Genomic DNA, 23,865 nt, shown 5'->3' with positions numbered 1-23,865 from the left:
TTTGTAAACCCAAGCCAACTGGTGTCTGTACTGGGTGCGACAAGCTTAGTCACTGAATCTGTTAAACAAAATGAAAAACAGAAAAAATCCAAAGCGTTAGCTCAAACTCAAGTGAATAAACGATTGCTTAATGAGCATGGTCTTTATACGCCACCCACCATGCTGGATGAAGCGGATCAGTTTGTGGTTTCACCAACCAACTGGGCAGGGATCATAGACCAAGCATTGGCGCCACCAAGAACTCGAAAAAGCTATCAGAAGTCTATGGTTTCCATCTCTGGAACCCGAGCTGTCATTGAAACGCGTTCGTCAAAAAACATTATGACGGTTGACGATCTTATGACGTTATTCGCGCTGTTTACCTTAACGGTACAGTACCATGATCATCACCAAAACGAATACCAACTCGACGCGACTCACGTTCCAAATAAGACGCCGTTGTATATCACCGATATCTTGTCTTTGAGGGGCAAAAAAGACAGTGGTCCAGCTCGTGATTCTATTCGCGATAGTATTGATCGTATTGAGTTTACGGACTTTCAGTTACATGAACTGACGGGACGTTGGTTGAGTGAGAATATGCCTGAGGGTTTCAAGAGTGACCGTTTCCGATTTCTTGCTCGCACCATCACAGCGTCAGAAGAAGCGCCTCGTGAAGGGGCTGATGGCGAGATAAAGATCAAACCCAATCTTTACATTTTGGTCTGGGAACCATCGTTTTATGAAGAACTACTCACTCGTGACTACTTTTTCTTGTTCCCACCAGAAATCCTAAAACAACATACCTTAGTGTTTCAGTTGTATTCGTATTTTCGTAGCCGTATGTCTCGTCGCCATACTGATTGTTTATTATTGTCTGAACTCAATCAGAAGCTGGCGAGAAATATCGATTGGCGCCGCTTTTCTATGGATCTTTTAAGAGAGCTGAGAAAACTGGGTGGATCCGAAGGCAAAGAAGATGAGTTTGATGTCAATCTGTGGGGCTACCATATGACGGTATCTTGTATGGATCCGGATGCGAAACTTCCAGATTATCAGATTGATATTCGTTGTGACGTTGAAGAGGTGCTCCGTTATTCACGCGCGCGCACTACTAACGCCGGTAAGCGCAATATGGCACCAACCTTACCAAACCCGTTGCGAAATGAATTAGTTACTCGAAAACAGTTAGATGAATTGTCGACCATCATTGATGGTGAATTTGAGCCGATTCAGCGTAAACCGGCTTCTCCACGCGGTAATTTAGGGCGTCGAGTTAAACAACGAAAACACTTGGTTGAGATCAATGCTGATGAGATCACGATCATTTTGTCCAAATATACCTCGCAAGAAGCTCTAGAACGCAGTGTATCGGCTTTGTCTGCTATGACTGGTCATTCGGTCAACTCGATCAAACAAGAGTGTTCTGAGCTCATGGAGAAGCTTGATTGGCTACGAGTTGGAGACGAAGTCGTTTCTTACGAAACGCTGAGTCGAGTGATTGAGCTGTATAACTCGCGACAAGAGAATAAGCACTTATCAATTGAGCGTTTGATTTCGGCTCTGGCCGTGAGAAAGAAAGTCTGCAAACAGGTCGTTGAAGGTCATTTTGATGAGGGTGTATTTAGAGTGTTGGATGAAGTCGCTATCTAGATAGTGCGACATAACATTCAGTTACACTCTGTTGCTTTTTATTGATGATTGTACGGTATGGCTGACACGGCTTTGACAATGTGCGGCGAAGTGGGCGCTAAGATATTTCGCGAATAGACAACCTTTAGACCTTTCTATCACATGCTTAGATTGGTTCATATTGTTACATTCATTCTGATATTTTTGCGAGTCCTATGGGCTCGCTTTTTTTTTGCGTGTTGATCACAATGAGTAAGGGGGCGATTGACAGCAGAATTGGATCTGGATCAAAGTCCAGTTTTTGCGGCTAATTTTTTCACTGTAGCGCCAGTTGCAGCAAATATCAAAAGCTATCAATTATTCTCAAATTTGCTTTCCAAAAATTATCGTTTTATCACATTCTTAAACTCTAACGCTTAACAGGCTAGGGCGGATTTGCTACAGATTAGGAATCCCCAGATGGGTTATTGTGGAGGTGCTAATGTCTATAAATTCTATCGATCATGATGAAATGACGGCCATTAAAACTAAGTGGGATAATGCAGACGATATCAAGGAAGAATCACGTCCTTCATCTCAAACAAAATCAGTGCAAGCGCGACGTCGCATCGAGGCATTAAGAGAGATCCGAGAAAGCGGATTAACCATAGAAGAAGCCAAGGATTTGGGGCTTATTCACTAAATGACTCGTGAATAGAGTAGAGGGTGGTACTGACCACCCTTTTTTTCATCTCAAACCAGTGTTTCATCTTAAACAACAGTGATATTTGAGTTTGGGGCTTTATCGGTGGTATATTTCGTCCCTAACTTATTTAACCAACCACAGTGCTATGTCTCATAATTTGTCATTGCTGCCACCTGATGAAAAAAACAAGATCGAGCTTGAGAAACAAGCATCGTTCGTGGTTTGGCAGATGAAAGAAGCGAAAGCGGGCCCAGAAGCGGTACGTGAGCAGATGCTCAAGATTAATGATGATGGTGAGAAAGCTTGGTTTGAGCAGTGCATAGAGAAGCACAAGCGCCTTATGGGTGTTATGTAAATCAAGCCTGTGTTTGCGATAATTGAATTGCCTTTACTAAAATTCTAGTCACATATTGGCGTTTCAAGATGAATGTTGATTAACAGACAGCTCATCTCGAAACGCTGACATGACCTAGATAAAATTTAAACTAGAGAGAACATCCCGATGGGAAGAAGTTTTGAAGTGCGCAAAGCCTCAATGGCCAAGACTCAAGGCGCAAAAATTAAAGTTTATTCTAAATACGGTAAAGAAATTTACGTATTAGCGAAGAATGGTGGCTGTGATCCAGAAATGAATCTTTCGCTTAAGCACCTAATTGCTAAAGCGAAAAGAGATCAAGTTCCTGCTCACGTTATTGACAAAGCGCTAGACAAAGCAAGCGGTGGCGGCGGTGAAGATTACCAACCAGCTCGTTACGAAGGCTTTGGTCCTGGTGGTGTTAGCGTTATCGTTGACTGTCTGACCGACAACGGTAACCGTACGTTCCAAGATGTACGCCAATGCTTTGTTAAGACCGGTGCTAAAATTGGTAGCCCTGGTACGGTAGCACACATGTTTGCTCACCAAGCTGTATTCCAGTTTAAAGGTGAAGATGAAGAATCAGTATTAGAAGCTTTAATGATGGCTGACGTTGACGTCGCGGATATCGAGCTGGAAGAGGGTGTGATCACCGTATTCGCTCCTCATACTGAGTTCTTTAAGGCGAAAACAGCGCTGAATGCTGAATACCCAGATCTCACCTTAGATGTCGAAGAAATCACTTTTGTACCATCAACGCACACGGCAATTGCTGGCGAAGATGAGGAAAAATTCCAGAAGTTCTTGGACATGCTTGACGATTGCGATGATGTTCAACAGGTGTATCACAACGCTGAACAGTAAGTATTTGCTAACTCGTTATCAAAGCCAGCTTTTAATGCTGGCTTTTTTTTTGTTCATAGAACTTTGTTCATGAAGCCTAGTCCATTAAGCTTTGTTCGATAAGCTTTGTTGAATAAAACAGAGCTAAACCAACATTAAGGAGAATTGCAGTGAAAGTGAGTTTTATCGGTTTGGGCGTGATGGGGTATCCAATGGCGGGTCATTTAGTTCAGGCCGGATTTGAGGTTTTCGTATTTAACCGCACGACGGAAAAAGCCGTTCGCTGGTCAAATGAATTTGGCGGTCGTCATTGTGTGACCATTGCTGAATGTGTACAGGATGCCGATGTCGTCGCGGTTTGTGTTGGCAATGACGACGATGTGCGTCAAATGACCACGGCAGACTCTGGAGCTATCTCTCATATGAAGTCCGGTGCCATACTCGTTGATCACACCACGACATCTGCTGAACTGGCAGAGGAGCTCTCCAAGGCAGCACAAGCGCGTGGAATCGGTTTTATGGATGCTCCGGTCTCTGGTGGGCAAGCGGGCGCTGAAAACGGGGGTCTTACCATCATGTGTGGCGGTGATGAGGCAACCTTTGAACAGCTTCAACCAGTATTTGCTGCCTATGGTAAATCGTCCGTGCTAATGGGTGCTGTGGGACAGGGACAGCGAGCTAAGATGGTTAATCAGATCTGTATAGCCGGTGTATTAACGGGGCTATCGGAAGGGTTATTACTTGCGCAAAAAAGTGGGCTAAATATCCCGGCGTTAGTGGATTGCCTTAAAAATGGCGCAGCGGGCTCTTGGCAGATGGAAAATCGAGCCAACACGATGGCGCAAGATAAATTTGATTTTGGTTTTGCCATCGATTGGATGATTAAAGATCTCGGTTTTTGTATCGATGAGGCGAGTCGCCAAGGGCTGCAATTACCTTTGACAGAGCAAAGTTTAGAGCGTTACAAACAACTGTCACAGCAAGGAGAGTCGCGTTCTGACACTTCCGTATTGTTGAAAGCGATCCGAGCGGACGCTGACAAATAACAAAGTTTAGACCATTGCTGACATTTACACTGTAAAGCACGGTTGGAGAGTGGTGAGTTATAACGACTGACCACTCTTATCGTGTTTGTGCTTTTGACTAAACTAGCGGCAACTATAACTTGGGTTGGTTTGCTCCAAGCCAGTGGTCGCTAAGCATCTTTTTCCAATTAGTATCGATTTCATAGAAAGTCTCAATACACGCTTGCTGTCTCTCTTCTCTAAGCTCGGATTCTATCTCGTTTAGTAACTCTGAGTGAGCTTCAGGATCGCTACCATAGACTAAGCAAAGAGTACTAAAATACCTTTGTAGGTCAAAGCTATGCTCTCCAATGTATTCATACGATTGGTAGTAGTTCGGTCTCCCCTCAGACTCTAGTGCAAACATATCTGCCGCATTGATCGCAGCCAAATCGCCATACTCGATATAATTGAGCATTATGATGGCGGCAAAGTTATCGACAGCATCCTCTTCCTTACCAAGCACAGGCAGGCGGTGGTCAGCGATATAAGCATGACCGACTTCGTGCAAAAGCGTATGAAGTAGGGTGTCTAATGCCCCTTGTTCAGCATCAGTTTGCGCTCTCTCTGCGTACTCAAGGAAGTAATTGAGCGATTCAATATAGAAAGAGTAGGGGATCAATACTTGATGTTGATCGGTATCATAAAGTGGTCCTTCATCCCCACCAAAAATAATACGCAATGGTTGATGAAAGCGAAAATAGCGATCGGCTAAGTCTCTCACGGATTCGGAGACACCACTGCTGGTGATCGCTTCTTGCGCTTGCTTATCAATGGTAGTGACGGCGACTTGATAGTCGATCTGTATTTGATCTTGGTTGGCGAAGGAAAATGCAGACCAAAGGGCAGTTAATATCAACCTCTTAGAGAGTCCCACTTTAAAACGCTTGATCCTATTGGGTATGCGTAACACCTGCACCATAGTGGTTCTCCATTGTTACTGCGCTTGAATAAGTATAAGACGCAAGCAAGCCATCTTTATGATTTATTCAAAAACAGGGCTTGCTAATGGAGGTTTGCGAGGTTGTCGAAGATTTATCAAGTCAAATTTTCTCACCGTCTATACTGATTACTGTATTAGCGATATACCCACACTACTTCTGAATTCTTCACCTTGAGGTAGCTTGGGTATAAGTCTTTGTTTTATTAAGCAAAGAGTCACGCTGTTTTTGCCTTTCAAACATAATGACCAGCAGCTTCAACGTTAACGTTAAGGAGACAAGCGATGCCCAACTCTAAGGATTTTGATGGCAATATTTCTATGTATGAAGACTTTCAGAGGCAGATCTATGGAGGGGAATTTCCCAAAGAGGGGGTTTGCGCCAGAGCGGCAAAAGCTCAGGTTGAGGCTCATATGTGGACTGATGCCAATCCGATGTTAAACCTGTCCAGTTTTGTCACGACCTTCGTTGAACCTGAGTTGAAAGAGTTAGAAATGGCTCATTCTCATGTCAATTACGTTGACCATGACATGTATCCTAAGAGCTATGATTTAGAGCAGAAAATGGTCAGTATGCTGCACGACCTTTGGAATGGTCCAAAAGATTGTGAGCCGTACGGTGCGGCGACCATCGGTAGCTCAGAGGCTTGTATGTTGGCAGGGCTGGCTCATAAGTGGAATTGGCGAGAACAACGTCAGGCTGAGGGCAAAGATGGCTCAAGACCGAACGTGGTGACTGGCGGTAATGTGCAAATTGTCTGGAAGAAGTTTATGAAGTACTTCGATGTAGAGCCGCGCATTGTTCCTTTAGAGCCGGGCAATTACTGTTTAACGGCAGAACATTTAGAGCAATACGTCGATGAAAACACCATTTGTGTGGTTGCCATTGCGGGGCAGACATTTACTGGCGAAGATGACGACATTCAAGGTATTCATGATTGGTTAGATGAGTATGAGAAACAGACGGGTCAATCGATACCTATGCATATTGATGGGGCTTCCGGCGGATTTGTGAACCCCTTTCTCTATCCAGACTACGAGTGGGACTTTAGGTTGCCACGGGTACAATCCATTAATGCGTCGGGGCATAAGTTTGGTTTAGTGAACCCGGGATTAGGTTGGGTTGTATTTCGTGATAGATCGATTTTCAACGAAGAGTTGGTGTTTTATGTCAACTATTTGGGTGGGGAGTCACCGACGGCAACGCTGAACTTCAGTCGCAATGCCGCACCCATCATAGCGCAAGCCTACCAATTCTTACGTTATGGGTTCCATGGCTACAAACGCATAATGGAACTCACGATGGAGAACACCCTGCATTTGCGCCAACGACTGATTGATAGTGGCTATTTTGCGGTAATGAATCAGACGCAGCGGATCCCTGTAGTAGCGTTGACTTTGAGTGATAAAGCAACCAAGTTTAACGGGTTTGACGTCTCTTATAAGGTTCGTGAAAAGGGTTGGGTGTTATCGGCTTATTCTATGCCGCCTAATGCGGAAAGTGTGGTGTCACTGCGTATTGTGGTTCGCCCCCATTTGAATCGAACGGCAATAAACGATCTCGCTGAGGATATTATTGCAGCTTGTGATTATCTTGAGCAGCATGGTGGTACCGCCACGCCTCCTGCTCTGCATGGACACCATAAACACTCGCATAAGTGTTAACCTCATAACGGTAAATTGAGTCCAAAAGGAAGCGAGTTCGCTTCCTTTTTCTGTGACGGTTGAAGTCACTACGATAAGGTACCTGCGGCAGATTCCCCATACTGGGGTGATTTACACGAAAGCATGATCAAGGGCTTTATCACAACCGTCGTTCCATAATGAAATTAGTCAGCGTCTCCCCTCGGGTTTCGACTTGTTGTTGTTTAACCACCTGAAAGCCAAAGTGTTGATAGAAGGGCTTGGCGGTTAAGCTAACGGCGGAGTATAAGCGAGCGATATTTTGGTTATCGGCTTGCGTGAGAATTTGTTGCATCAGCGCTCGACCTACTCCGACCGATTGATGATCCGCATGACAGAAAAAATGATCAATATAACCATCCGCTTGAAGATCAGCAAAACCGACGATCTTATCACCAATTAACGCGATAAATGGATTCATTCCATCCACGCGTTTTTGCCAGATTGCGGGGTCAATCTCATCTGGCGCCCAAGCTCTCACTTGTGTAAGTGAATAGTCACGGCTGTTAATGCGACGAATCGTCTGCTGTTTCAGTTGCCAGAGCGCACGGGCATCACAGTGCTGGTACTTTCTTATCTTGATCATACTTTTTTGTTTATCCTATCGCCCACGCCATCAAGTTGTCGATGATAGATTGTTTATCAACGTCTGTGTCAGCAGGGGATGCGGCGTTGTACCTGTGAGCAATACAATATCAACCGATGGCAGCGTGGGTAAGCTATCAATAATAGTGACTTGCCTATTCACGCTTAACTTACCCATCGCACCGACCCCCAACCCTTGAGCGACGATAGCTCGTTGTGCGGAAGCGGTATTGCAACAGGCGACAAGATGATGGTCAATCCCTTGCTTCGACAGGCTATCAATGGCCGCAGCATGATACTTACAGTCGTTTTGGAACAGAACCAGTGGCAGGGGGCGGGTTTGAATATCAAACGCTTCATTGGCAATCCAAACCCCCTTGTCGCTATCTAGCCAATAACCCTCTTCGCTATCTGGAGCTCTAGTCACGATTGCCGCATCAAGTTGACCAGCGTCTAGCGCCTCTCTTAAATTGGCACTGGGTTCACTGAATATCTGGATGGAACAAGTCGGTTCTGCGGCAATAATATTTTCAATAACACGCGGAAGAATGGTGTCGTTATAATCTTCAGGGCAACCAAGGCGCAGCGAGGTTTTATCTTGATAGCGCTTGATTTGACTGAGCGTCGTATCGTGCAACGCAACCAACTGCTCTGCGCGCGCCTTAAGTGCCAGTCCAGATTCACTCAGAATGACATTTCGACCCTCTCGTTCAAACAACTTGGTATGGGTTTCACTCTCCAACTTTTTCATCTGCGCACTAAATGCAGATTGTGTGCGGTTAATCTGCTTGGCCGCACGGGTAAAGCTGCCGGTTTCTGAAAATGCTAGGAAGCTACGTAGTGCCTCAATATCCATAAATTGCCATCCATCGATTGTGTAAATGGGTTCCATCAAATCTTTGCGCTAGTCGTCAATAGAATCATTGCTTATGCTAAAAATCAATTCATTACGACGATGACAGCGGAGGTAACCATGAAGTTATTTATCGGCAACCAGAACTATTCCAGTTGGTCACTACGAGCTTGGCTTATTTTTTCACAGCACAACTTATCGGTAGAGGTGTGCAAACTGAAATTGTTCACCGATGAGTTTTATCAGCAACTTGAGTCGATTACACCCACAGCCAAAGTGCCGACCTTGGTGGATGGCAATACCCCGATTTGGGACTCATTGGCGATTTTAGAATATGTCAGTGAGCAGCACCTACAAGGGAAAGGATGGCCTGAAGATCCGAGTCAACGAGCCAAGGCTCGTTCTCTTGCTAGTGAAATGCATTCAGGCTTTTTCGCCTTGCGCGATGAGTTGCCGATGAATTGCAGAGCAAAGCGCGTGGTGAGCCTCTCTGCTAATGCAGAAAAAGAGATTGCCCGTATTGACGCAATTTGGTCTGAGCAGATGGCGGAAAATGGTGCCGGTTGGTTGTTTGGAGATTGGTCGATTGCTGATGCGATGTACGCCCCGGTCGCATTACGATTCCAAACCTATGACATCCCCTTATCCTCGTTAGCAAAGCAGTACCAACAAAAAGTCCTCAGCAGCCCCGCGATACAAACCTGGCTTGAGCAAGCGAGTTTGGAGACAGACATTGTTGAAGAGGATGAAGCGGGCATCGAGCGAGCCTAGCGAATGGATCAACATCGCTTTTATTCGCCAAAAAGTCGCATAAATCGCCAATATAAAAAACACGCAGACAACTTCTGGAAAATCGTTAACTAATTTTGAGAAATGTGTAAGTTTCAGCGGTCTCTATTCACTAACATGCTGGTATTCAAGATTGGGTGTGAGTGAGGTTATGATGAAGTCGTTGTTTTCTTTGGTGGTGGGTTTGTTGCTATTAGCGGGCTGTGCGACGCCGGATCAATACCAAGCCGATCTGCACCAGTCTGAGCATTATTACAACTACATTCAGCCAGATTTTGATCACTATTTGGCGGCAACCGAAGACTGGCTACTGGAGAATCGTGCCTTTATTTCGCAAGATAAAGCGAGAGAGATGCAGATGAACATGCCATTTCAGATGGGCAGTCCAGATTCAGACAAAGCCATTTTATTGGTTCATGGATTAGGTGATTCACCGTTTAGTTTCCGCGATGTGGCGCAGAGCCTAGTGACTCAAGGTTTCTATGTGCAAACGCTCTTACTGCCTGGGCATGGCAGCAATCCTGCTCACATGGCGCACGCCACCTATTCTGACTGGCAACTGCTGGTGCACCATTATGCGACTATGCTTAGGGGTAACCATCAACAGGTTTGGCTAGGAGGATTCTCGACCGGAGGCAATCTTGTCACCATTCATGCGATGGAGGAGGGAAACATTGATGGGTTGATGCTGTTTTCTCCTGGTTTCCAGACCGTGACCCCTGTCTTAGAAAAACTCACACCGTTTGTTTCCCTGTTTACCGATGGTTGGACGGCGCCTGAACGTAACTTTGCCAAGTACAACTCAGCGCCGATTGTTGCAGCGTTGGCTTACTCAGAGAGTGCCAAAGTATTGCGAGATAAACTTAAGCATAATACCTTGACGATGCCGACCTTGATGGTTGTGAGTGAAGCGGACAGTGTGATTGATGCTAAGGCGCTAGCGAACTATTTCGAAAACCATTTTATTAACCCGAACAGCCAGATGATTTGGTATGGTTCTGAGCAGGCTGTACAAGGGATGGAGAACGTGGCGGTTTACTCTATGAAGCGTGACGATTTACACATCAGTACCGCTTCGCATATGAGCTCGTTGTTTGCGCCTGAGAATCGCTACTATGGTCAACATGCGGAGAAGTTAATCTGCGAAAATAGCTTTAGTGAATCAGATAGAGATGCGTGTGAACGCGGAGAACCGGTTTGGTTTTCAGCTTGGGGATATACCGAAGACAACAAGGTCCACGCAAGGTTAACCTGGAATCCTTACTTCAAACAGCTACAATCGACCATGGCAACTATGGTTCAATGATGTTCTACCAGACAAGCACATCAGCCGATAACAAGAGAGCTCGTATGACCGAACGCTTACATATTGACACGATATCGACACTGCATAAAAGCTTGGGGCTTGGACGCCCTCTGCACCCATTAGTGAGCGTGATTCATCAGAAAGAGGTGAGCGCTAAGGTGTACGGTCAAGCGGCGAATCTCACCTTTGGGGTTTATCTGCTTTCTCTTAAAGATGGCGCCAGTTGCACCTTTGGTTACGGTCAGACAACCTATGACTTCGACGATGGCACCATGACGTTTATCTCGCCTAATCAAGAGGTGAGGGTGGAATCGATAGAATCACCAGCGAACAGTATAGGATGGACTATCGCCATTCATCCCGATCTGATCCGAAAGACCGATTTAGGGGTAAAGATAGACCAATACACTTTCTTCAATTACGAAAGCAATGAAGCGCTCCATCTTTCCGAGCGAGAAATCGCTATGGTCAGTGACATTGCTCGCAATATCGAAGTGGAGTGTGATCAAAACATGGACAGCCATACTCAAAGCTTGATTTGCTCCAATATCGAACTGCTACTTCGTTACTGCTCTCGATTTTACGACCGTCAATTTATGGTGCGCGCCAATCTCAATGATGAGTACATCAACAAACTCAACCACTTCTTACATCAATACTATCAAAGCGATAAGCCCACTGAGCGAGGCATTCCAAGTGTGCAGTATTGTGGTCAACAACTAGGATTATCGCCTTATTATCTGAGTGATTTACTGAAGCAGCAGACCGGAAAAAATGCTCTTGAGCATATTCACTTGTTTTTGATCGAAAAAGCTAAAGGTCAAATGCTGAGCAGCAAGCAAAGTATCACCCAAATTGCCTACGATCTTGGGTTTGAGTACCCACAGCACTTTTCCAAGTTATTTAAAGCCAAGGTGGGCGTGACACCTCGAGAATATCGCACCAAACACTAAGTAGTGCTGAACTACGATTTCTCTTCTTGTCGGTGATGAAAGGGGCGCTGTGCAGACTCGACATCAAACCGAGAGACACAAATGTCATCATGCCAGTAATCATTGCTCCAACCTGCTTTTTGTTTTAAGTGTTGCAGGAATTGCTGCGGCTCGGGCAGCTTTTCCCAGACTTGGGGTAACAACAGTGCGCTTTTGCTGCCATGTTGAAGCACTAAGCCGCATTGGTGGGTTTGTAGGTAATCAAGCAACATGGCTTCTGACTCAATGGGTAAGCTTGTAGGCGGCGTGAGTACCGAGACTTCGATGGTTAACTCATCGGCTTGCTCTGCGACAAGGGGAGTGAAGCGTTGATCTTGACAGGCCGCGCCTAAGGCTTTTCTTTGTACTTCTTGCACCAGTGGCATCTGAGTCATTGTGGTGCCGATGCAGCCTTGCAGTTTACCGGCGACGGTGAGTGTGACATAACAGGCACCCGGTACCGTTAAGCGCGTGGGGTAGTCGCTAAGCGTCAGTGGCTCAATAGGGGCACCTGATAAATAGTGTTCAAGTGTGTGTGTGACGATATCCAACAGCACCGAGAGATCGAAGTCGGTGAGTTTTCTATTGTCCGATAAGGTAACTGGCATAACCTACGACCTTTTCTAAGGATAATTGCTTGTGTTGACTAGTGTTTATGTTAACTAGTGCTTGTGTCGAATTAGACGCAACGCTGTATTGAAACGGGTACTTCTCCAAAGCCCTCTTGAGGAAAAAGATTCTCAATGAGGTCGCGGAGGGGCTGAGGTTCATTACTGTTATGCGTCTAGGTGTATAGCTACAGTATAGATGGCAATACGGCAAGCGTGAGGTGAGTAAGCGCATTACCCACCATCAAGCCGCAAAAAATAATAATTTACATTGTAAAGCGACGAAAGGTGCGGCTACACCATTGAGTGAAGACCAATCATATTGCCTTCGGTATCCGACACTAGGCTGATAAATCCATGTTCGCCAATCGACATTTTCGGGTTATGTATTTCACCACCCTGAACCTTGGCTCGCGCTTGCTGCACCGCACAATCCTGACACGCAAAATAGACCAGAGTGCTATTGCCTCCGGCGCTAACATTGGTCATTTTGGCTAATGCGCCAGCTGCGCCATAGTGATCCATTGAGCTGGGAAAGCCCCACATTTCCAATTCGGTGTCATTTGGCGTTGCAATGGCTTCTAATTGAACCTCAAAGACGGCTTCATAAAAGGCTTTCGCTCTTGGCATATCATCAACGTAGATTTCAAACCAAGCAACAGGATTGATTTCCATGGCTCTCTCCTTGCAATCGTGTGTGGTTAACATGAGACTGTAATGAGCATAGTCAATGTTGGTGCGGGTTGTCGTGTGACCATAATTAAACTCGCTAAATTTGCTCCAATAGCAGTGATAGTTCGTAAACGATAACAAACAGAGGAGCAACTTATGGCAGAAAGAGAAACCAACCTACCGACGCACAGACTCGCGAGGTTTAGTAAGTTTGCTTCATTGGCCACCCGAGTTGCAGGCAATGTCGCCGCCGAGGGGGCGAAACAGATGCTACAAGGTCAACGTCCCAGCGCGAAAGATCTATTACTGACACCACAAAATATTACTCGCCTCACCGACCAATTGGCGCATTTGCGGGGAGCGGCAATGAAGCTGGGTCAGATGTTGTCTATGGACGCTGGTGATATATTGCAGCCAGAACTGGCGGAGATATTGGCGCGTTTGCGTTCTGATGCTGATCCATTGCCTGCCAAGCAACTCAACCAAGTGATGGAGCAAGCACTGGGTCCGAATTGGAAGTCCACGTTTGCGGCGTTTACCTTTAAACCATTAGCCAGCGCGTCGATAGGGCAGGTACACCAAGCCTACAATGATGATGGCGCAAAAATGGCGGTCAAGGTGCAATATCCGGGCATTCGCAAAAGCATTGATAGCGATGTGAATAATGTCGGCACCTTACTCAGAGTGGTGGGTTTGATTCCAGAATCTGTCGATTACAAGGGATTGTTGGAAGAGGCCAAGAAACAGTTGCATGATGAAGCCGATTATTGCCGCGAAGCTCAGTTTGCCGAGCGCTATCATCAAGCGCTTCACTCTCATCCCCACTTTGTGGTGCCGAAAATCTACCATGAGTGTTCCAGTGAATCCGTGTTAGCGATGGCGTTTGTTGAAGGCTATGCCATTGAGCAGGTCGAACATGCCGATCAAGCGACGAAAGATTTCGTTATGCATAACCTGTTGGATTTACTGTTTAGAGAACTGTTTGAATTCAAGATGGTGCAAACCGATCCTAACTTTGCCAACTACGTGTACCTAGAGCAGGAAAAGCAGATTGGACTGCTGGATTTTGGTGCGACTCGAGAATACAGCGAGCGATTCAGTGGCGGTTATCGGCAAGCTTTTATCGCCGCAATAAAGGGGGATGAAGTTGGGCTCAATCGAGCCTTGGAACAGATCGGCTTTTTTAGTGAATCCATCATGCCATCGCAGCGTCAAGCTGTGCTTGATTTAGTTAAAACCGCTTGCGAACCGATGTTGGTGGATGAAGCCTACGATTTTCGAGCCAGTGGCTTAGCGCTCAGATTACGTGAAGCAGGAACTGTATTGAGCATGGAGCAGGACTATTGGCACACGCCTCCCGCTGATGCACTGTTTTTACACCGTAAGATTGGCGGAATGTACCTGCTTGCAGCAAGGTTGGGCGCTAGAGTGAATATTCGCCAGTTGGTGCTGCCGTATTTAGATTGAGAGCAATGAAATGACGGGAGCCTTTCAAATGAAAAGCTCCCGTTGTTTACTAGAGATGACTTGCTTGAAATAGCGACTTGCTAGCCATTACTACTCGCCAGTTTGAACTTCTGGTTACTCTGCAGTTTACTTATGCTCACCTCAATAACGAGCAGAGCAATAACTAGTGCGTAAACGGTCGGGCTTGAGTAGTCCCAATCGATGACGCCACTGAGAATATCTGGAAAAACAAAGAGCAGACCGGATATTGCTAGTATCGCGGCTGGGATCAGAGCCATCAAAGCTGCGATAGGCGTACCACCCGGTATTTTGAACGGTCTTACAATTTCGGGTTCTTTTTGACGTAAGCGTAAGAAAGAGACAAAGAAGAAAATATAGGCAACAAAGCACAAAACATTGGCAAAAGAGAACAACGCCCAGAAGAGATCGTCCGCACTGCCAGAGACCATACCTAGTAACACAAGAGCAATGGTGGCAATAATGCCGGTGAGCATGTTAGCGCCATAAGGTGCACCCGCTTTGTTGGTTTTCGCAAAGATGGCTGGCATTTCGTTGTCATTAGCCGCTTCTGCCGCAGCTCGAGAAACCGCCATAACCCAAGGAGTAAGATAGGTAAACAGTCCAAGAGTTGCCAACAGAGACAGTGCAATGGTGACAAATTGACCAAAGGCAGAGTCTCCGTACAGAATTTTTAGCGTTTGAACTAGACCGGCAACGAGTGAGAGTTGATCTTCAGGGATGGCAATCAGCATGGCGAAAGCTGCTAATCCATAGAGCACGATGATGATAGCCAATGAAATGAAAATCCCTAACGGAATATTGCGCTCCGGGCGTTGAATATTAGGTCCCATGCAGGCAATGATCTCAACACCAAGGAACATATAGATCAACGTTGGAGCATAGGTGAAGGTATCTTCCATCGACGGCGTCATGGTGTCGAGATTAATCTCGTTCACTATTAGGGGCTGATCTTGTGTCAGCAAGTAGCCGCCGATCACAAAGGCTAACAAGATCGCTACCTTAGAGAAGCTGCCAATAGCGTTGATGATTTTTCCAAAATCGAGCGATGCATTAGCAACAAAAATCGTTGCCCAAACCATGACAATCGCGATACTGCATATGCCCCAAGTCGACATCTCTGGCCAAAATAGCTCTGCCAGCATACCGCCACAGATCAAAAAGATTGATGGCATCCAGAAAGGTACGTTGATCCAGTAATACCAACTGACTCGCGCGGCATTGCGTTTCCCCATCCCTCTTAGCACCCACTCATAGATACTGGTGCCGGGATAGGCTGCACTGAGTTCACAGACGATAAGCGCGTAAGGAACAACAAAGAGTCCAATGACCAGTAACCACCAGCCAAATACGCTGGGACCAATCCCTGCTGCTGGCGCGAGTGCATCGATACCCAGTAGACCTGACAACATGAAGGCGACGACGCTAAATAGCCCTAATTTTTGTTTATTTTCCATAATATTCATCCCAATTGAATTGGAGAAGCTGCCCGTCATTGGGCAAAATCTTGATACTTGCGTTTAGTGATTTAGTGATTCATTTGATGGCAGGGATCTGCTGAGTGATGCAATGGATATTGCCCCCACCGAGCAAGATGTCTCGACCCGGTACACCAACGACCTGATAAGAGGGGAAAATCTCTTGCAGAGTCTGTTGAGCTTGTGCATCTTGCTTGTCATCAAGTAGCGGAAAAATAATGCGTTGATTGGTAATCAAAAAATTCGCGTAACTGCCGGCAAGCCTTGTACCTACCTGTCGATCAATTTCATCGATGTGATCAAACCCTTGTGCTTCATTTTCAGTGATATACAAAGGACCAGGCGTTTGTAATTTGTGAATGATAAGAGAGCGACCTTTGGCATCCTTGGTTTGGCTTAATACTTCATAGGCTTTTTGGGAAATTTTATACTGTGGGTCACGAGTATCATCCGTCCAAGATAAAACGACTTCACCAGGGCGTGCAACGTGAATCAGGTTGTCAACGTGACCATTAGTATCTTCGTCGGCATACAGCCCTAAAGGCAGCCAAATCACCTTGTCGATATTAAGGTGTTGCTTTAAATGCGCCTCAATCTCGAGTTTACTCATCTCTGGGTTGCGGCTTGGATGCAGCAGACACTCTTCGGTGGTAAATAAAGTACCTTCACCATCAACATGAATCGACCCGCCCTCAAGGACTAGAGGCGCGCGATAATAGTCATCATGGTTGATATTCGCTACTTTACGGGCAACGGCATCGTCAGCATCCCAAGGCGAAAATGCACCCGCTAAGAAGCCTCCCCATGCGTTAAATTGCCAATCGACGGCTCGACGGTTGCCTTTGTCATCAACAACATAGCTGGGACCACTGTCTCTCAGCCAAGAGTCATCAGTGGTCATTTCTATCACGCGAATGTGGCTAGAGAGGCGACGACGCGCATTGTCATACTGGCGTGCCGAAACAATCATGGTAACAGGCGTAACCTCAGCAATGGCTTCCGCCACGTTGACAAATGCCGTTTGCGCGGGCTTTGCCCCCCAGTGCCAGGTGTCAGTTCGTTCCGGCCAGACAAGCCAAACTGCATCCTGTGTCTCATGCTCCCCTGGCATTCTAAAGTGGTCTTGTTTTGGGGTGGTGGTTAATTTCTTTGACATAACTTGTCTCCTATCAGTATTGAACCTTGTTGATTGCGTTTGCTGTTGATTGCGTTTACAGCGTTTGTGCTGATAGGCTGCCATCGAGTGTCGCTAAGCGTTGGTAGGCTTTGGGAACTCGATCTCTAAATAGACCCCAACCGCGACGTTCAAAGTCGATGGAATCTAAATCAAAGCTATAAACTATCACTCCGCTTGTCGTGCGATCCATTTCTGCAACTTTGGCGCCGGTGTGATCGGTAATGAACGAAGTGCCATAGAAAGTCATTTCGCTTTCTATCAACTGTGCTTGTTCGCTTCCGATGCGATTTGATGCAATAACAGGTACCATATTGGCCGCGGAATGCCCTTGCATGACGCGTTGCCAGTGCGGTTGAGAATCAAGTTCTGGTTGACGAGGCTCACTGCCGATAGCGGTTGGGTAGAGAAGCAATTCAGCTCCTTGCAACACCATGTCACGGGCGGCTTCTGGGAACCATTGATCCCAACAAATACCCACTCCGATTTTGGCGTACTTGGTTTGCCAAACTTTAAAGCCAGTATCACCTGGTGAGAAATAGAACTTCTCTTGGTAGGCATCGGCATCGGGGATATGCGTTTTACGATACACACCAAGAACTTCGCCGCTCGCATCAATGATGGCGATAGAATTAAAACTCGCCTGTCCAGCACGTTCAAAAAAACTCACCGGGATCACAACATCGAGCTCTTGGGCAAGTTGTGAAAAGTGCTGAATTGCAGGGTTGTCAGTGACGGATGTTGCTAATTTCATATGCGCTTGGTCTATCTCGATACAAAAATAGGGTGTTTCGAAAAGTTCTTGTAATAGAATGATTTGCGCCCCTTTCCCTGCGGCTTCACGCACCATTTCATCTGCTCGTTGAATGTTTTCCTCTTGTTCCCAACTACAGCTCATTTGTGTTGCAGCAACGGTTACTCTCTTGGTCATACTTATTCCTTTGTTGACGCTTTCTTAATGGATAAGAAAAACTATATCGCTCTCGAGCATTATCACGTAATGGGTTATTATCATGTTTGCATGAGATTTTTTCATAATTCAGGCGGGTAAAGGAATGTCAGTCGATTTTGACCACTTAAAAATTTTGGTTGCGCTAGATGAAGAGCGCAATATTACGCGTGCAGCCAAACGCTTGTATGTCAGTCAATCAGCTGCCAGTCACAACTTAGCGAAGCTACGGGAACGTTTAAATGACCCATTATTTATACGCACGGCTTCAGGGATGGAACCGACGCCATTCGTGCAACAAATGCTGCCGATCTTGCGCCAAGGCATTGCGACAATAGAGCGCTCATTGCAAGTGCAGATGAATTTCAATCCGGCGATAGATTCACAAACGTTTTATATTGGTGCGTGTGATTACTTTGAATTTTTTGCCATGCCGCAACTAGCAAATAAATTTAGTCACCAAGCGCCCAATGTTCGCATCTCGGTGGATATCAACTCTGAGGACGTCAAAATGGAGCGAGTGGAAAGTGGTCGACTGGATCTGTATGTTGGGGTTGATAATGTTCAGTATGTTTCCAGTAACTTTAATCGTCGCCCTTGGTTAAGTGATCCTTTTGTCGGTGTGATTGCCGATCACAAGGATATCCCTGATCGCCTTGGTTTAAGAGAGTTTGTTAGTCAACCACAAGTTCATCTGCCCATCGTGGGTAGTGCTTATGATGCGATTGATGATTGGTTGCAAAAACAGAGGATGCATCGAACTATTCAGTTTGTTGCACAAAGCTACTCGGTTTGCGCCAGAATCAGTGCCAGTTCGGGGTTGCTTTTTTGTGTGCCATTGCGTATTGCCACACAATTGATTGAGATGTTACCGCTCAAGATAGTTGAGTTGCCGGAGGGGATCCCTGAGTTGTCGTTAAGTATTCTCAGCCACAAACTCTATGACCATCAACCTGGTATCAATTGGCTCACTCAAGAGATCTTAAAATTGGATTAGAGTGGTGGCATGTTGTAGATTGTGGCGCAAAAAAAAAGCAGTCGATACCTTGTACCGACTGCTTTTTTTATAAATATTCGACGACTACGCTTTAGCGCTAAAGGTCACTTGATACTCACCAATACCTTGGTATTTGATGCTTGTTGGCTTATCAAATGCCACTTCAACGATGCCACAGTAAGAGCCTGTGATAACCGCTTCGCCAGCGCTGAAGCTAGTGCCACGGCGAGTCATAAAGTCGATTAACCAGTAAACTGGGTTTTGTGCCAGTTCATTTGGGTGCTTGCCGTCGAAGGTCTGAACATCGTCACCTTGTGAAACAGTAATGGCGATAGTTGCAGCGGCATACGCTTTGTCACGCGCGATTTCTGGACCGATAAATAGACCTTGGTTGACTAGGCAATCCGCCAGTTTTTCAAAGAACTCGGCGTCGCTGTTTTCAGCAAAACGTGATTGCATTAGCTCAAGAGCCATATGGCAAGAACCGATCGCGGCATCGATCTCTGCTGGTGTATAACCTTCCGCGCGTGCAGGAAGATCTTGTCCAAGAACAAAAGCAATTTCTGGTTCGATACGAGCAACACCGTTGTCAGCAAATAGCTCACAAGTTTCACCTTTATTCACGGTATCTGCGAAGATAGGTGCAACCACGTATTTGTTTTCAGCAAGCGGTTGTAAACACTTCCATCCACCTACTTTATCGCTACGCAGCTCAATCATTGCAGAGTGCACATTAAGCGCATCTTCAATAGTGATAGGGCGAATGTCTTCATTTAGGCGTGCAGCCTTAGTACCCGCCACACGGCGGCTTAGCAGCTCAGAAGCTGCCTCTGTGTAATTGATAGTCATATTGTATTATCTTAATGGTTGGCCTAGGGAGATATTATAGTAATTACGGCAAGGTAGAAAGTAGCAGGCGAGCAAACCGAGAGTTAGAGTATGAACTTTGTATTGCAAGTCATGACGTTAAAACTCTCGATTCATCGTTTCTAAGCAATGAGCCAGCACTTTTTCTTGTTCTGGTTCGAGGTGACGCGTTAACTCTTGAACCAAGCTGAGATGGAGTTGATTGTGGTGACGGTGGATCGCTTGCCCTTGCTCGGTCAAGCTCACCACGATGGCGCGTCTATCGTTGGGATGAGCGCCTCGTTCAATCAATTCTGCTTGTACTAACTTGTCGATTTGTACCGTGAGTGTGCCAGTGGTGATCCCGAGCTTCTCTGCGAGTTCTTTCATGCGCATAGCGCCGTGCGACCCCAATACTTCGATGGTGTGAACCTGAGCCAGTGAGTAGCCAGTTTCTTTGACGACAGATTGCTCCCAAGAGGACATCTTGTCATAAAATTCAGTCAGTAATTGGTTGAGCTTTTCTATATTTTGCATAGGCTTGAGGCGTAAACTTCCAACGTTAGATGATGAATCTTATCAAATTTAGCCAGCATTTTCTTATAGTCTTGATGGGTAAGCGAATCGCGACTGTCGATACTAATGGCTGCACTGTAGTGATCGCTGCTGACTTTCCAGATATGCAGGTCGGTGATCGTTCCATGGGGCTGGATAGTTTCAACGATGGCCTCTCGATAGGCTTTATCGATGCTTTCATCCAATAAAATTGGGCTGGTTTGCTTGATTAGGTTGAACGTCCATTTACTGATCACCACAGCGCCCACCATGCCCATAATGGCATCGAGCCAATGCCAACCATAAAATTTACCAAACAGCAGAGCAATAATTGCCAATACCGAAGTCAAGGCATCAGCGAGGACATGCATATATGCGGCTTTTAGGTTGTGATCTTGGTGATGATGATGGTCATGATCATGGTTGTGAGCGTGACCGTGATGATGGGAATGACCGTGATCATCGTGATGTCCAAGTAAAAACATACTGGCGACATTGACACTGAGTCCAATAATGGCGACCAATATCGCTTCGTTAAATTGAATCACTTGTGGATTCAGCAAGCGGTGCACCGACTCAACAAACATCAGAATCGCGACAATACCCAGTGCGATAGCGCTGGTGTATCCGCCCAGTACACTTACTTTTCCGGTGCCAAAAGAGAAGCGGTCACTGTCGCTGTATCTTCTGGCATAGTGATAGGCAAACAGCGTAATACAAAACGCCGCGGCGTGTGTCCCCATATGCCATCCATCAGCAAGCAGAGCCATTGAGCCGTAAACCGTACCGGCAACGATTTCGATCACCATCGTCACGACGGTGAGCAAAAGAACATAGAGCGTGCGCTTTTCGCCCTGCTTGTTGTAGGCGGTAAAGTTATGATTGTGGGAAGTTTGGACCATCGGGTTACAATCCTTTGTTTGATAATCAAAATATTTGACTGTAAATTTAGTTTGATTATCAAATTAAGTCAACCAACTATTTCGTATGTGCCTTGGGTTCGCATGTGCCTTGGGTTAAGAGCATCATGGGAACAGCATAAATGGAGTGTTAATTATGGCGTTGGTTGGCTAGCTAGTTAGTCGATCAGTAGATTAGTGACTTTTTTGATGGAAGTTGCGCTACACTGAGCGGTCTCGTGTTGATGGTAACAGCGGTATCAATATCTTAAGGTCGTTGGGATACCAAGTTATTTTCTATCAGCAGCGAGTGATCTCATGCTCGCTCTCATATTTTGCAAGGTTGGTAATGTAATGATGCCCCATTTATCCCTATCTCAAGTCCCCATCGGACTTAGATTTATTCTGCTCTCCGCCATGGGTTTTGCTTTTATGTCTGCCTGTGTGAAATACGTCAGCCAATATGGGATCCCGGTTTTTGAAATTGTCGCAGCGCGGGCTTTAGTGTCGTTGGTGATCAGTTATATGGATGTAAAGCGCAAGGGGATCTCTATTTGGGGGCACAATAAGCCATTACTGTTTGCTCGGGGCGCGGTTGGCAGCGCTGCCTTGATGTGTGTCTACTACTCCATTACCACTTTGCCTTTAGCGGAAGCGACCATTTTGCAGTATGTCCATCCGGTCTTTACCGCGCTATTGGGACTTCTTGTACTGAAAGAAACCATTCAGCGTTCCACCATGCTCTGTATTGCACTGTGTCTTGTCGGTTTGTTTGTTATGGTTCAGCCAACCATGAGTAGTCATGTTGGTGAAGCGTTACCGCTGTTCAGTGTCATGATTGCTTTGCTCGGTGCATTAGGAAGCTCTATCGCCTATGTTATTGTGAGAAAGCTGAGTCAAACCGAAGACAGTTCCGTGATTATTTTCTATTTTCCGCTGGTAGCGTTTCCCATCTCTATGATTTTGATCTGGGATGAGTTTGTTTGGCCAAGCTTGTTTATGGTCGTGATGTTGATTTTGGTGGGTATCTTTACTCAAGTTGGTCAATATGGACTGACCAAAGCGATGCAAACCCAAGCGGCGGGTTCCGCTTCTGCGTACTCTTATATTCAAATTGTCTTTTCAGCGTTACTTGGGGTTTGGGTATTTAACGAAATTCCGTCACTTTGGACTTACGTGGGTGGGGGATTGATTGTTACAGGCGCTCTGATTAATGTCTTTGGACCCAAGCTGCTTTTTAAGCGTCGTGATCAGGTTTAACAAAGCTCGCTAGCTCAATGAAAACGTCGGATGACAATAGAGAACAGAACCAAAGCGGCTCTGTTCTGAGCATTGGTTTCTCGTGATAGGGTTATAACTCAATAAATATCTCATCAATAGGAAGACGGGCTTTCGGTAAGCCGTGGTTGTAGTCTTCTTCTTGTTTTGGATAGCCCATCGCCAAGGCGACCTCACAAACGTAGCCGTCCAGTTCTTGTTCGAACTCTTTGCTAATCAATTCTGCATCTACGCCTTCCATCGGTGTCGAACCTATTTCAAGACGCGCTAGGGTGTGCAGCGCATTACCCAGCGCCAAATAGAGTTGTGCTTTGGTCCAGTGACCATTAAAGCCATCCTCATCGGTATTGAGCTCAGCGAATGAGTAGCCGCCGTTCAGCATGTTGTCGTACATATCGGCAGGTAAGTGACCAGACTCGACCTCAATATCCACACAGTGCCCGTATCGCTCTTTAGTAAACTTGGGATCATAGGCAAACAAAATAACATGCGAAGCTTCGAGTGCATGGTGTTGATTAAACTGAAATTTAATCGCAAAGGTGTCATGAAATCGCTGCTTCGCCTCCTCACTTTCTAACAGGATAAATTTCCAAGGCTGAGAGTTAATGGAGGAAGCAGACATGCGTATCGCTTCTTTAATGATGGCGATTTTCTCTGAGGTGATGCGCTTGCTTGAGTCGTACTGTTTAACGGTATAGCGAAAGTTAAGATCTTTGATGATGTCGTGCATGGTCGTATCCTTGATTTTTGTTGATAAAAATCGGCTTGTCGCATTGGAATTTGGATACTTTTTACCTTAGTTGATATCTCTTAGATCACCAACTTGTGGTGTAACAAAGAAGGATGTTTATCTGGAGCAGTATAACTGGCACGAAAAAAATGTTGAACATGAAAGCTGATGCACTAGGTTACAGATTGATGCACGAGGTCAACAGTGCACGAACAACGCCGCGGTGACGCGGAAGGAATACTGTATGAAACGACTACCATTTATTGTCGCAATTTTTGTTTCGGGTTTTGCTCTCGCACAAAATGGCGGGGCGCCAGATACCCGCTGCCTGTTAGATGATACGACAATCATAAAAACGCACCTACAGACCTGTCGTAAAGGAACCACCATTGTCAAGTGATATTGGTCAGTACAGGAACGTATGCGTAATGACGCCCAATGCAGTTGATTGGGCGTTTTGTTATTTAGAGTGACAGAATAGTCAGAACAGACTGTTATCGCTTAGTCAG

Annotated in this window: 24 protein-coding genes and 1 pseudogene; 13 read left to right on the top strand and 12 right to left on the bottom strand. The window is 45.9% G+C overall.

What is annotated here, in order from left to right; genetic code table 11:
• From L9Q39_RS20025 to L9Q39_RS20005, 5 genes are all read left to right on the top strand, one after another.
• The coding region (locus tag L9Q39_RS20025; RefSeq protein ID WP_237487015.1) for a replication initiator protein RctB domain-containing protein at nt 1-1,632 on the top strand (1,632 nt) is incomplete at its 5' end.
• Between the two features lie 460 nt (nt 1,633-2,092).
• On the top strand, nt 2,093-2,293 hold the full coding sequence (locus L9Q39_RS20020; protein ID WP_237487014.1) for a PA3496 family putative envelope integrity protein: 201 nt from the start codon (nt 2,093-2,095) through the stop codon (nt 2,291-2,293).
• A 148-nt stretch (nt 2,294-2,441) separates the two neighbouring features.
• Nucleotides 2,442-2,651: a DUF3283 family protein gene (locus L9Q39_RS20015; RefSeq protein ID WP_237487013.1), complete on the top strand. Its 210-nt coding sequence runs from the start codon at nt 2,442-2,444 to the stop codon at nt 2,649-2,651.
• A gap of 147 nt (nt 2,652-2,798) precedes the next feature.
• Complete coding sequence (locus L9Q39_RS20010) at nt 2,799-3,515, top strand: YebC/PmpR family DNA-binding transcriptional regulator (protein WP_237487011.1); 717 nt, start codon at nt 2,799-2,801, stop codon at nt 3,513-3,515.
• A 149-nt stretch (nt 3,516-3,664) separates the two neighbouring features.
• Nucleotides 3,665-4,540, top strand: coding sequence for an NAD(P)-dependent oxidoreductase (locus tag L9Q39_RS20005; RefSeq protein WP_237487009.1), 876 nt, complete (start codon nt 3,665-3,667; stop codon nt 4,538-4,540).
• Nucleotides 4,541-4,652: 112 nt separating this feature from the next.
• Here the strand turns inward: L9Q39_RS20005 and L9Q39_RS20000 are convergent, their stop codons facing one another.
• Nucleotides 4,653-5,480: a DUF4344 domain-containing metallopeptidase gene (locus L9Q39_RS20000; protein ID WP_237487007.1), complete on the bottom strand. Its 828-nt coding sequence runs from the start codon at nt 5,478-5,480 to the stop codon at nt 4,653-4,655.
• 303 nt (nt 5,481-5,783) lie between these two features.
• Here L9Q39_RS20000 and gad point away from each other — a divergent pair, with 303 nt between their 5' ends.
• Complete coding sequence (gene gad / locus L9Q39_RS19995) at nt 5,784-7,163, top strand: glutamate decarboxylase (protein ID WP_237487006.1); 1,380 nt, start codon at nt 5,784-5,786, stop codon at nt 7,161-7,163.
• A gap of 139 nt (nt 7,164-7,302) precedes the next feature.
• On the opposite strand, the gene L9Q39_RS19990 is transcribed toward gad, so the two are convergent.
• On the bottom strand, nt 7,303-7,767 hold the full coding sequence (locus L9Q39_RS19990; RefSeq protein WP_237487004.1) for a GNAT family N-acetyltransferase: 465 nt from the start codon (nt 7,765-7,767) through the stop codon (nt 7,303-7,305).
• Nucleotides 7,768-7,797: 30 nt separating this feature from the next.
• Nucleotides 7,798-8,622, bottom strand: a complete 825-nt coding sequence (locus L9Q39_RS19985; protein WP_237487002.1) for a LysR family transcriptional regulator — start codon at nt 8,620-8,622, stop codon at nt 7,798-7,800.
• Between the two features lie 117 nt (nt 8,623-8,739).
• On the opposite strand from L9Q39_RS19985, the gene L9Q39_RS19980 reads away from it, so the two are divergent.
• The 3 genes from L9Q39_RS19980 to L9Q39_RS19970 all read left to right on the top strand — a co-directional run bounded on the left by L9Q39_RS19980 (nt 8,740) and on the right by L9Q39_RS19970 (nt 11,667).
• Nucleotides 8,740-9,390: a glutathione S-transferase family protein gene (locus L9Q39_RS19980; protein WP_237487000.1), complete on the top strand. Its 651-nt coding sequence runs from the start codon at nt 8,740-8,742 to the stop codon at nt 9,388-9,390.
• 169 nt (nt 9,391-9,559) lie between these two features.
• Complete coding sequence (locus L9Q39_RS19975) at nt 9,560-10,714, top strand: alpha/beta hydrolase (RefSeq protein WP_237486998.1); 1,155 nt, start codon at nt 9,560-9,562, stop codon at nt 10,712-10,714.
• Nucleotides 10,715-10,758: 44 nt separating this feature from the next.
• Nucleotides 10,759-11,667 carry a helix-turn-helix domain-containing protein gene (locus tag L9Q39_RS19970; RefSeq protein WP_237486997.1) on the top strand — a complete coding sequence of 303 codons (909 nt, stop codon included), beginning with the start codon at nt 10,759-10,761 and terminating at the stop codon, nt 11,665-11,667.
• A gap of 11 nt (nt 11,668-11,678) precedes the next feature.
• Here L9Q39_RS19970 and amrA read toward each other — a convergent pair whose 3' ends face one another.
• Complete coding sequence (amrA, locus tag L9Q39_RS19965) at nt 11,679-12,293, bottom strand: AmmeMemoRadiSam system protein A (protein WP_237486995.1); 615 nt, start codon at nt 12,291-12,293, stop codon at nt 11,679-11,681.
• Between the two features lie 294 nt (nt 12,294-12,587).
• Nucleotides 12,588-12,968, bottom strand: a complete 381-nt coding sequence (locus L9Q39_RS19960) for a VOC family protein (RefSeq protein ID WP_237486993.1) — start codon at nt 12,966-12,968, stop codon at nt 12,588-12,590.
• Nucleotides 12,969-13,121: 153 nt separating this feature from the next.
• Between L9Q39_RS19960 and L9Q39_RS19955 the strand changes: the two genes are divergently transcribed.
• Nucleotides 13,122-14,432 (top strand): ABC1 kinase family protein, encoded by a 1,311-nt coding sequence (locus L9Q39_RS19955; protein WP_237486991.1) that lies wholly within the window; start codon nt 13,122-13,124, stop codon nt 14,430-14,432.
• 80 nt (nt 14,433-14,512) lie between these two features.
• Here L9Q39_RS19955 and L9Q39_RS19950 read toward each other — a convergent pair whose 3' ends face one another.
• The 3 genes from L9Q39_RS19950 to aguB all read right to left on the bottom strand — a co-directional run bounded on the left by L9Q39_RS19950 (nt 14,513) and on the right by aguB (nt 18,033).
• On the bottom strand, nt 14,513-15,907 hold the full coding sequence (locus L9Q39_RS19950) for an APC family permease (protein WP_237486989.1): 1,395 nt from the start codon (nt 15,905-15,907) through the stop codon (nt 14,513-14,515).
• A gap of 79 nt (nt 15,908-15,986) precedes the next feature.
• Entirely contained in the window at nt 15,987-17,084 is a 1,098-nt protein-coding gene (aguA, locus tag L9Q39_RS19945) for an agmatine deiminase (RefSeq protein WP_237486987.1), read from the bottom strand.
• 55 nt (nt 17,085-17,139) lie between these two features.
• Nucleotides 17,140-18,033, bottom strand: a complete 894-nt coding sequence (aguB, locus tag L9Q39_RS19940) for an N-carbamoylputrescine amidase (protein WP_237486985.1) — start codon at nt 18,031-18,033, stop codon at nt 17,140-17,142.
• Between the two features lie 124 nt (nt 18,034-18,157).
• On the opposite strand from aguB, the gene L9Q39_RS19935 reads away from it, so the two are divergent.
• On the top strand, nt 18,158-19,048 hold the full coding sequence (locus L9Q39_RS19935; RefSeq protein WP_237486982.1) for a LysR family transcriptional regulator: 891 nt from the start codon (nt 18,158-18,160) through the stop codon (nt 19,046-19,048).
• An 84-nt stretch (nt 19,049-19,132) separates the two neighbouring features.
• Here the strand turns inward: L9Q39_RS19935 and L9Q39_RS19930 are convergent, their stop codons facing one another.
• The 3 genes and pseudogenes from L9Q39_RS19930 to dmeF all read right to left on the bottom strand — a co-directional run bounded on the left by L9Q39_RS19930 (nt 19,133) and on the right by dmeF (nt 21,351).
• The gene (locus L9Q39_RS19930) at nt 19,133-19,897 is read right to left on the bottom strand and encodes a hydratase (RefSeq protein ID WP_237486980.1); all 765 of its coding nucleotides are present in this window, start codon (nt 19,895-19,897) and stop codon (nt 19,133-19,135) included.
• Nucleotides 19,898-20,014: 117 nt separating this feature from the next.
• Complete coding sequence (locus L9Q39_RS19925) at nt 20,015-20,431, bottom strand: MarR family winged helix-turn-helix transcriptional regulator (RefSeq protein WP_237486978.1); 417 nt, start codon at nt 20,429-20,431, stop codon at nt 20,015-20,017.
• Nucleotides 20,394-21,351, bottom strand: a pseudogene (gene dmeF, locus L9Q39_RS19920) (CDF family Co(II)/Ni(II) efflux transporter DmeF). The gene L9Q39_RS19925 and the pseudogene dmeF overlap by 38 nt, the downstream one beginning before the upstream one ends.
• A 354-nt stretch (nt 21,352-21,705) precedes the next feature.
• Between dmeF and L9Q39_RS19915 the strand changes: the two are divergent.
• Entirely contained in the window at nt 21,706-22,608 is a 903-nt protein-coding gene (locus tag L9Q39_RS19915; RefSeq protein ID WP_237487100.1) for a DMT family transporter, read from the top strand.
• A 91-nt stretch (nt 22,609-22,699) separates the two neighbouring features.
• On the opposite strand, the gene L9Q39_RS19910 is transcribed toward L9Q39_RS19915, so the two are convergent.
• Nucleotides 22,700-23,356 (bottom strand): nitroreductase family protein, encoded by a 657-nt coding sequence (locus tag L9Q39_RS19910; protein ID WP_237486974.1) that lies wholly within the window; start codon nt 23,354-23,356, stop codon nt 22,700-22,702.
• Between the two features lie 244 nt (nt 23,357-23,600).
• Between L9Q39_RS19910 and L9Q39_RS19905 the strand changes: the two genes are divergently transcribed.
• Entirely contained in the window at nt 23,601-23,756 is a 156-nt protein-coding gene (locus L9Q39_RS19905; protein WP_237486972.1) for a BRCT domain-containing protein, read from the top strand.
• Nucleotides 23,757-23,865: the final 109 nt, after the last annotated feature.

The sequence above is a fragment of the Vibrio hippocampi genome, assembly GCF_921292975.1.
Lineage (GTDB): Bacteria > Pseudomonadota > Gammaproteobacteria > Enterobacterales > Vibrionaceae > Vibrio > Vibrio hippocampi.
Note: the sequence above shows the minus strand (reverse complement) of the source record. Positions and strands in the feature narration are given on the sequence as shown.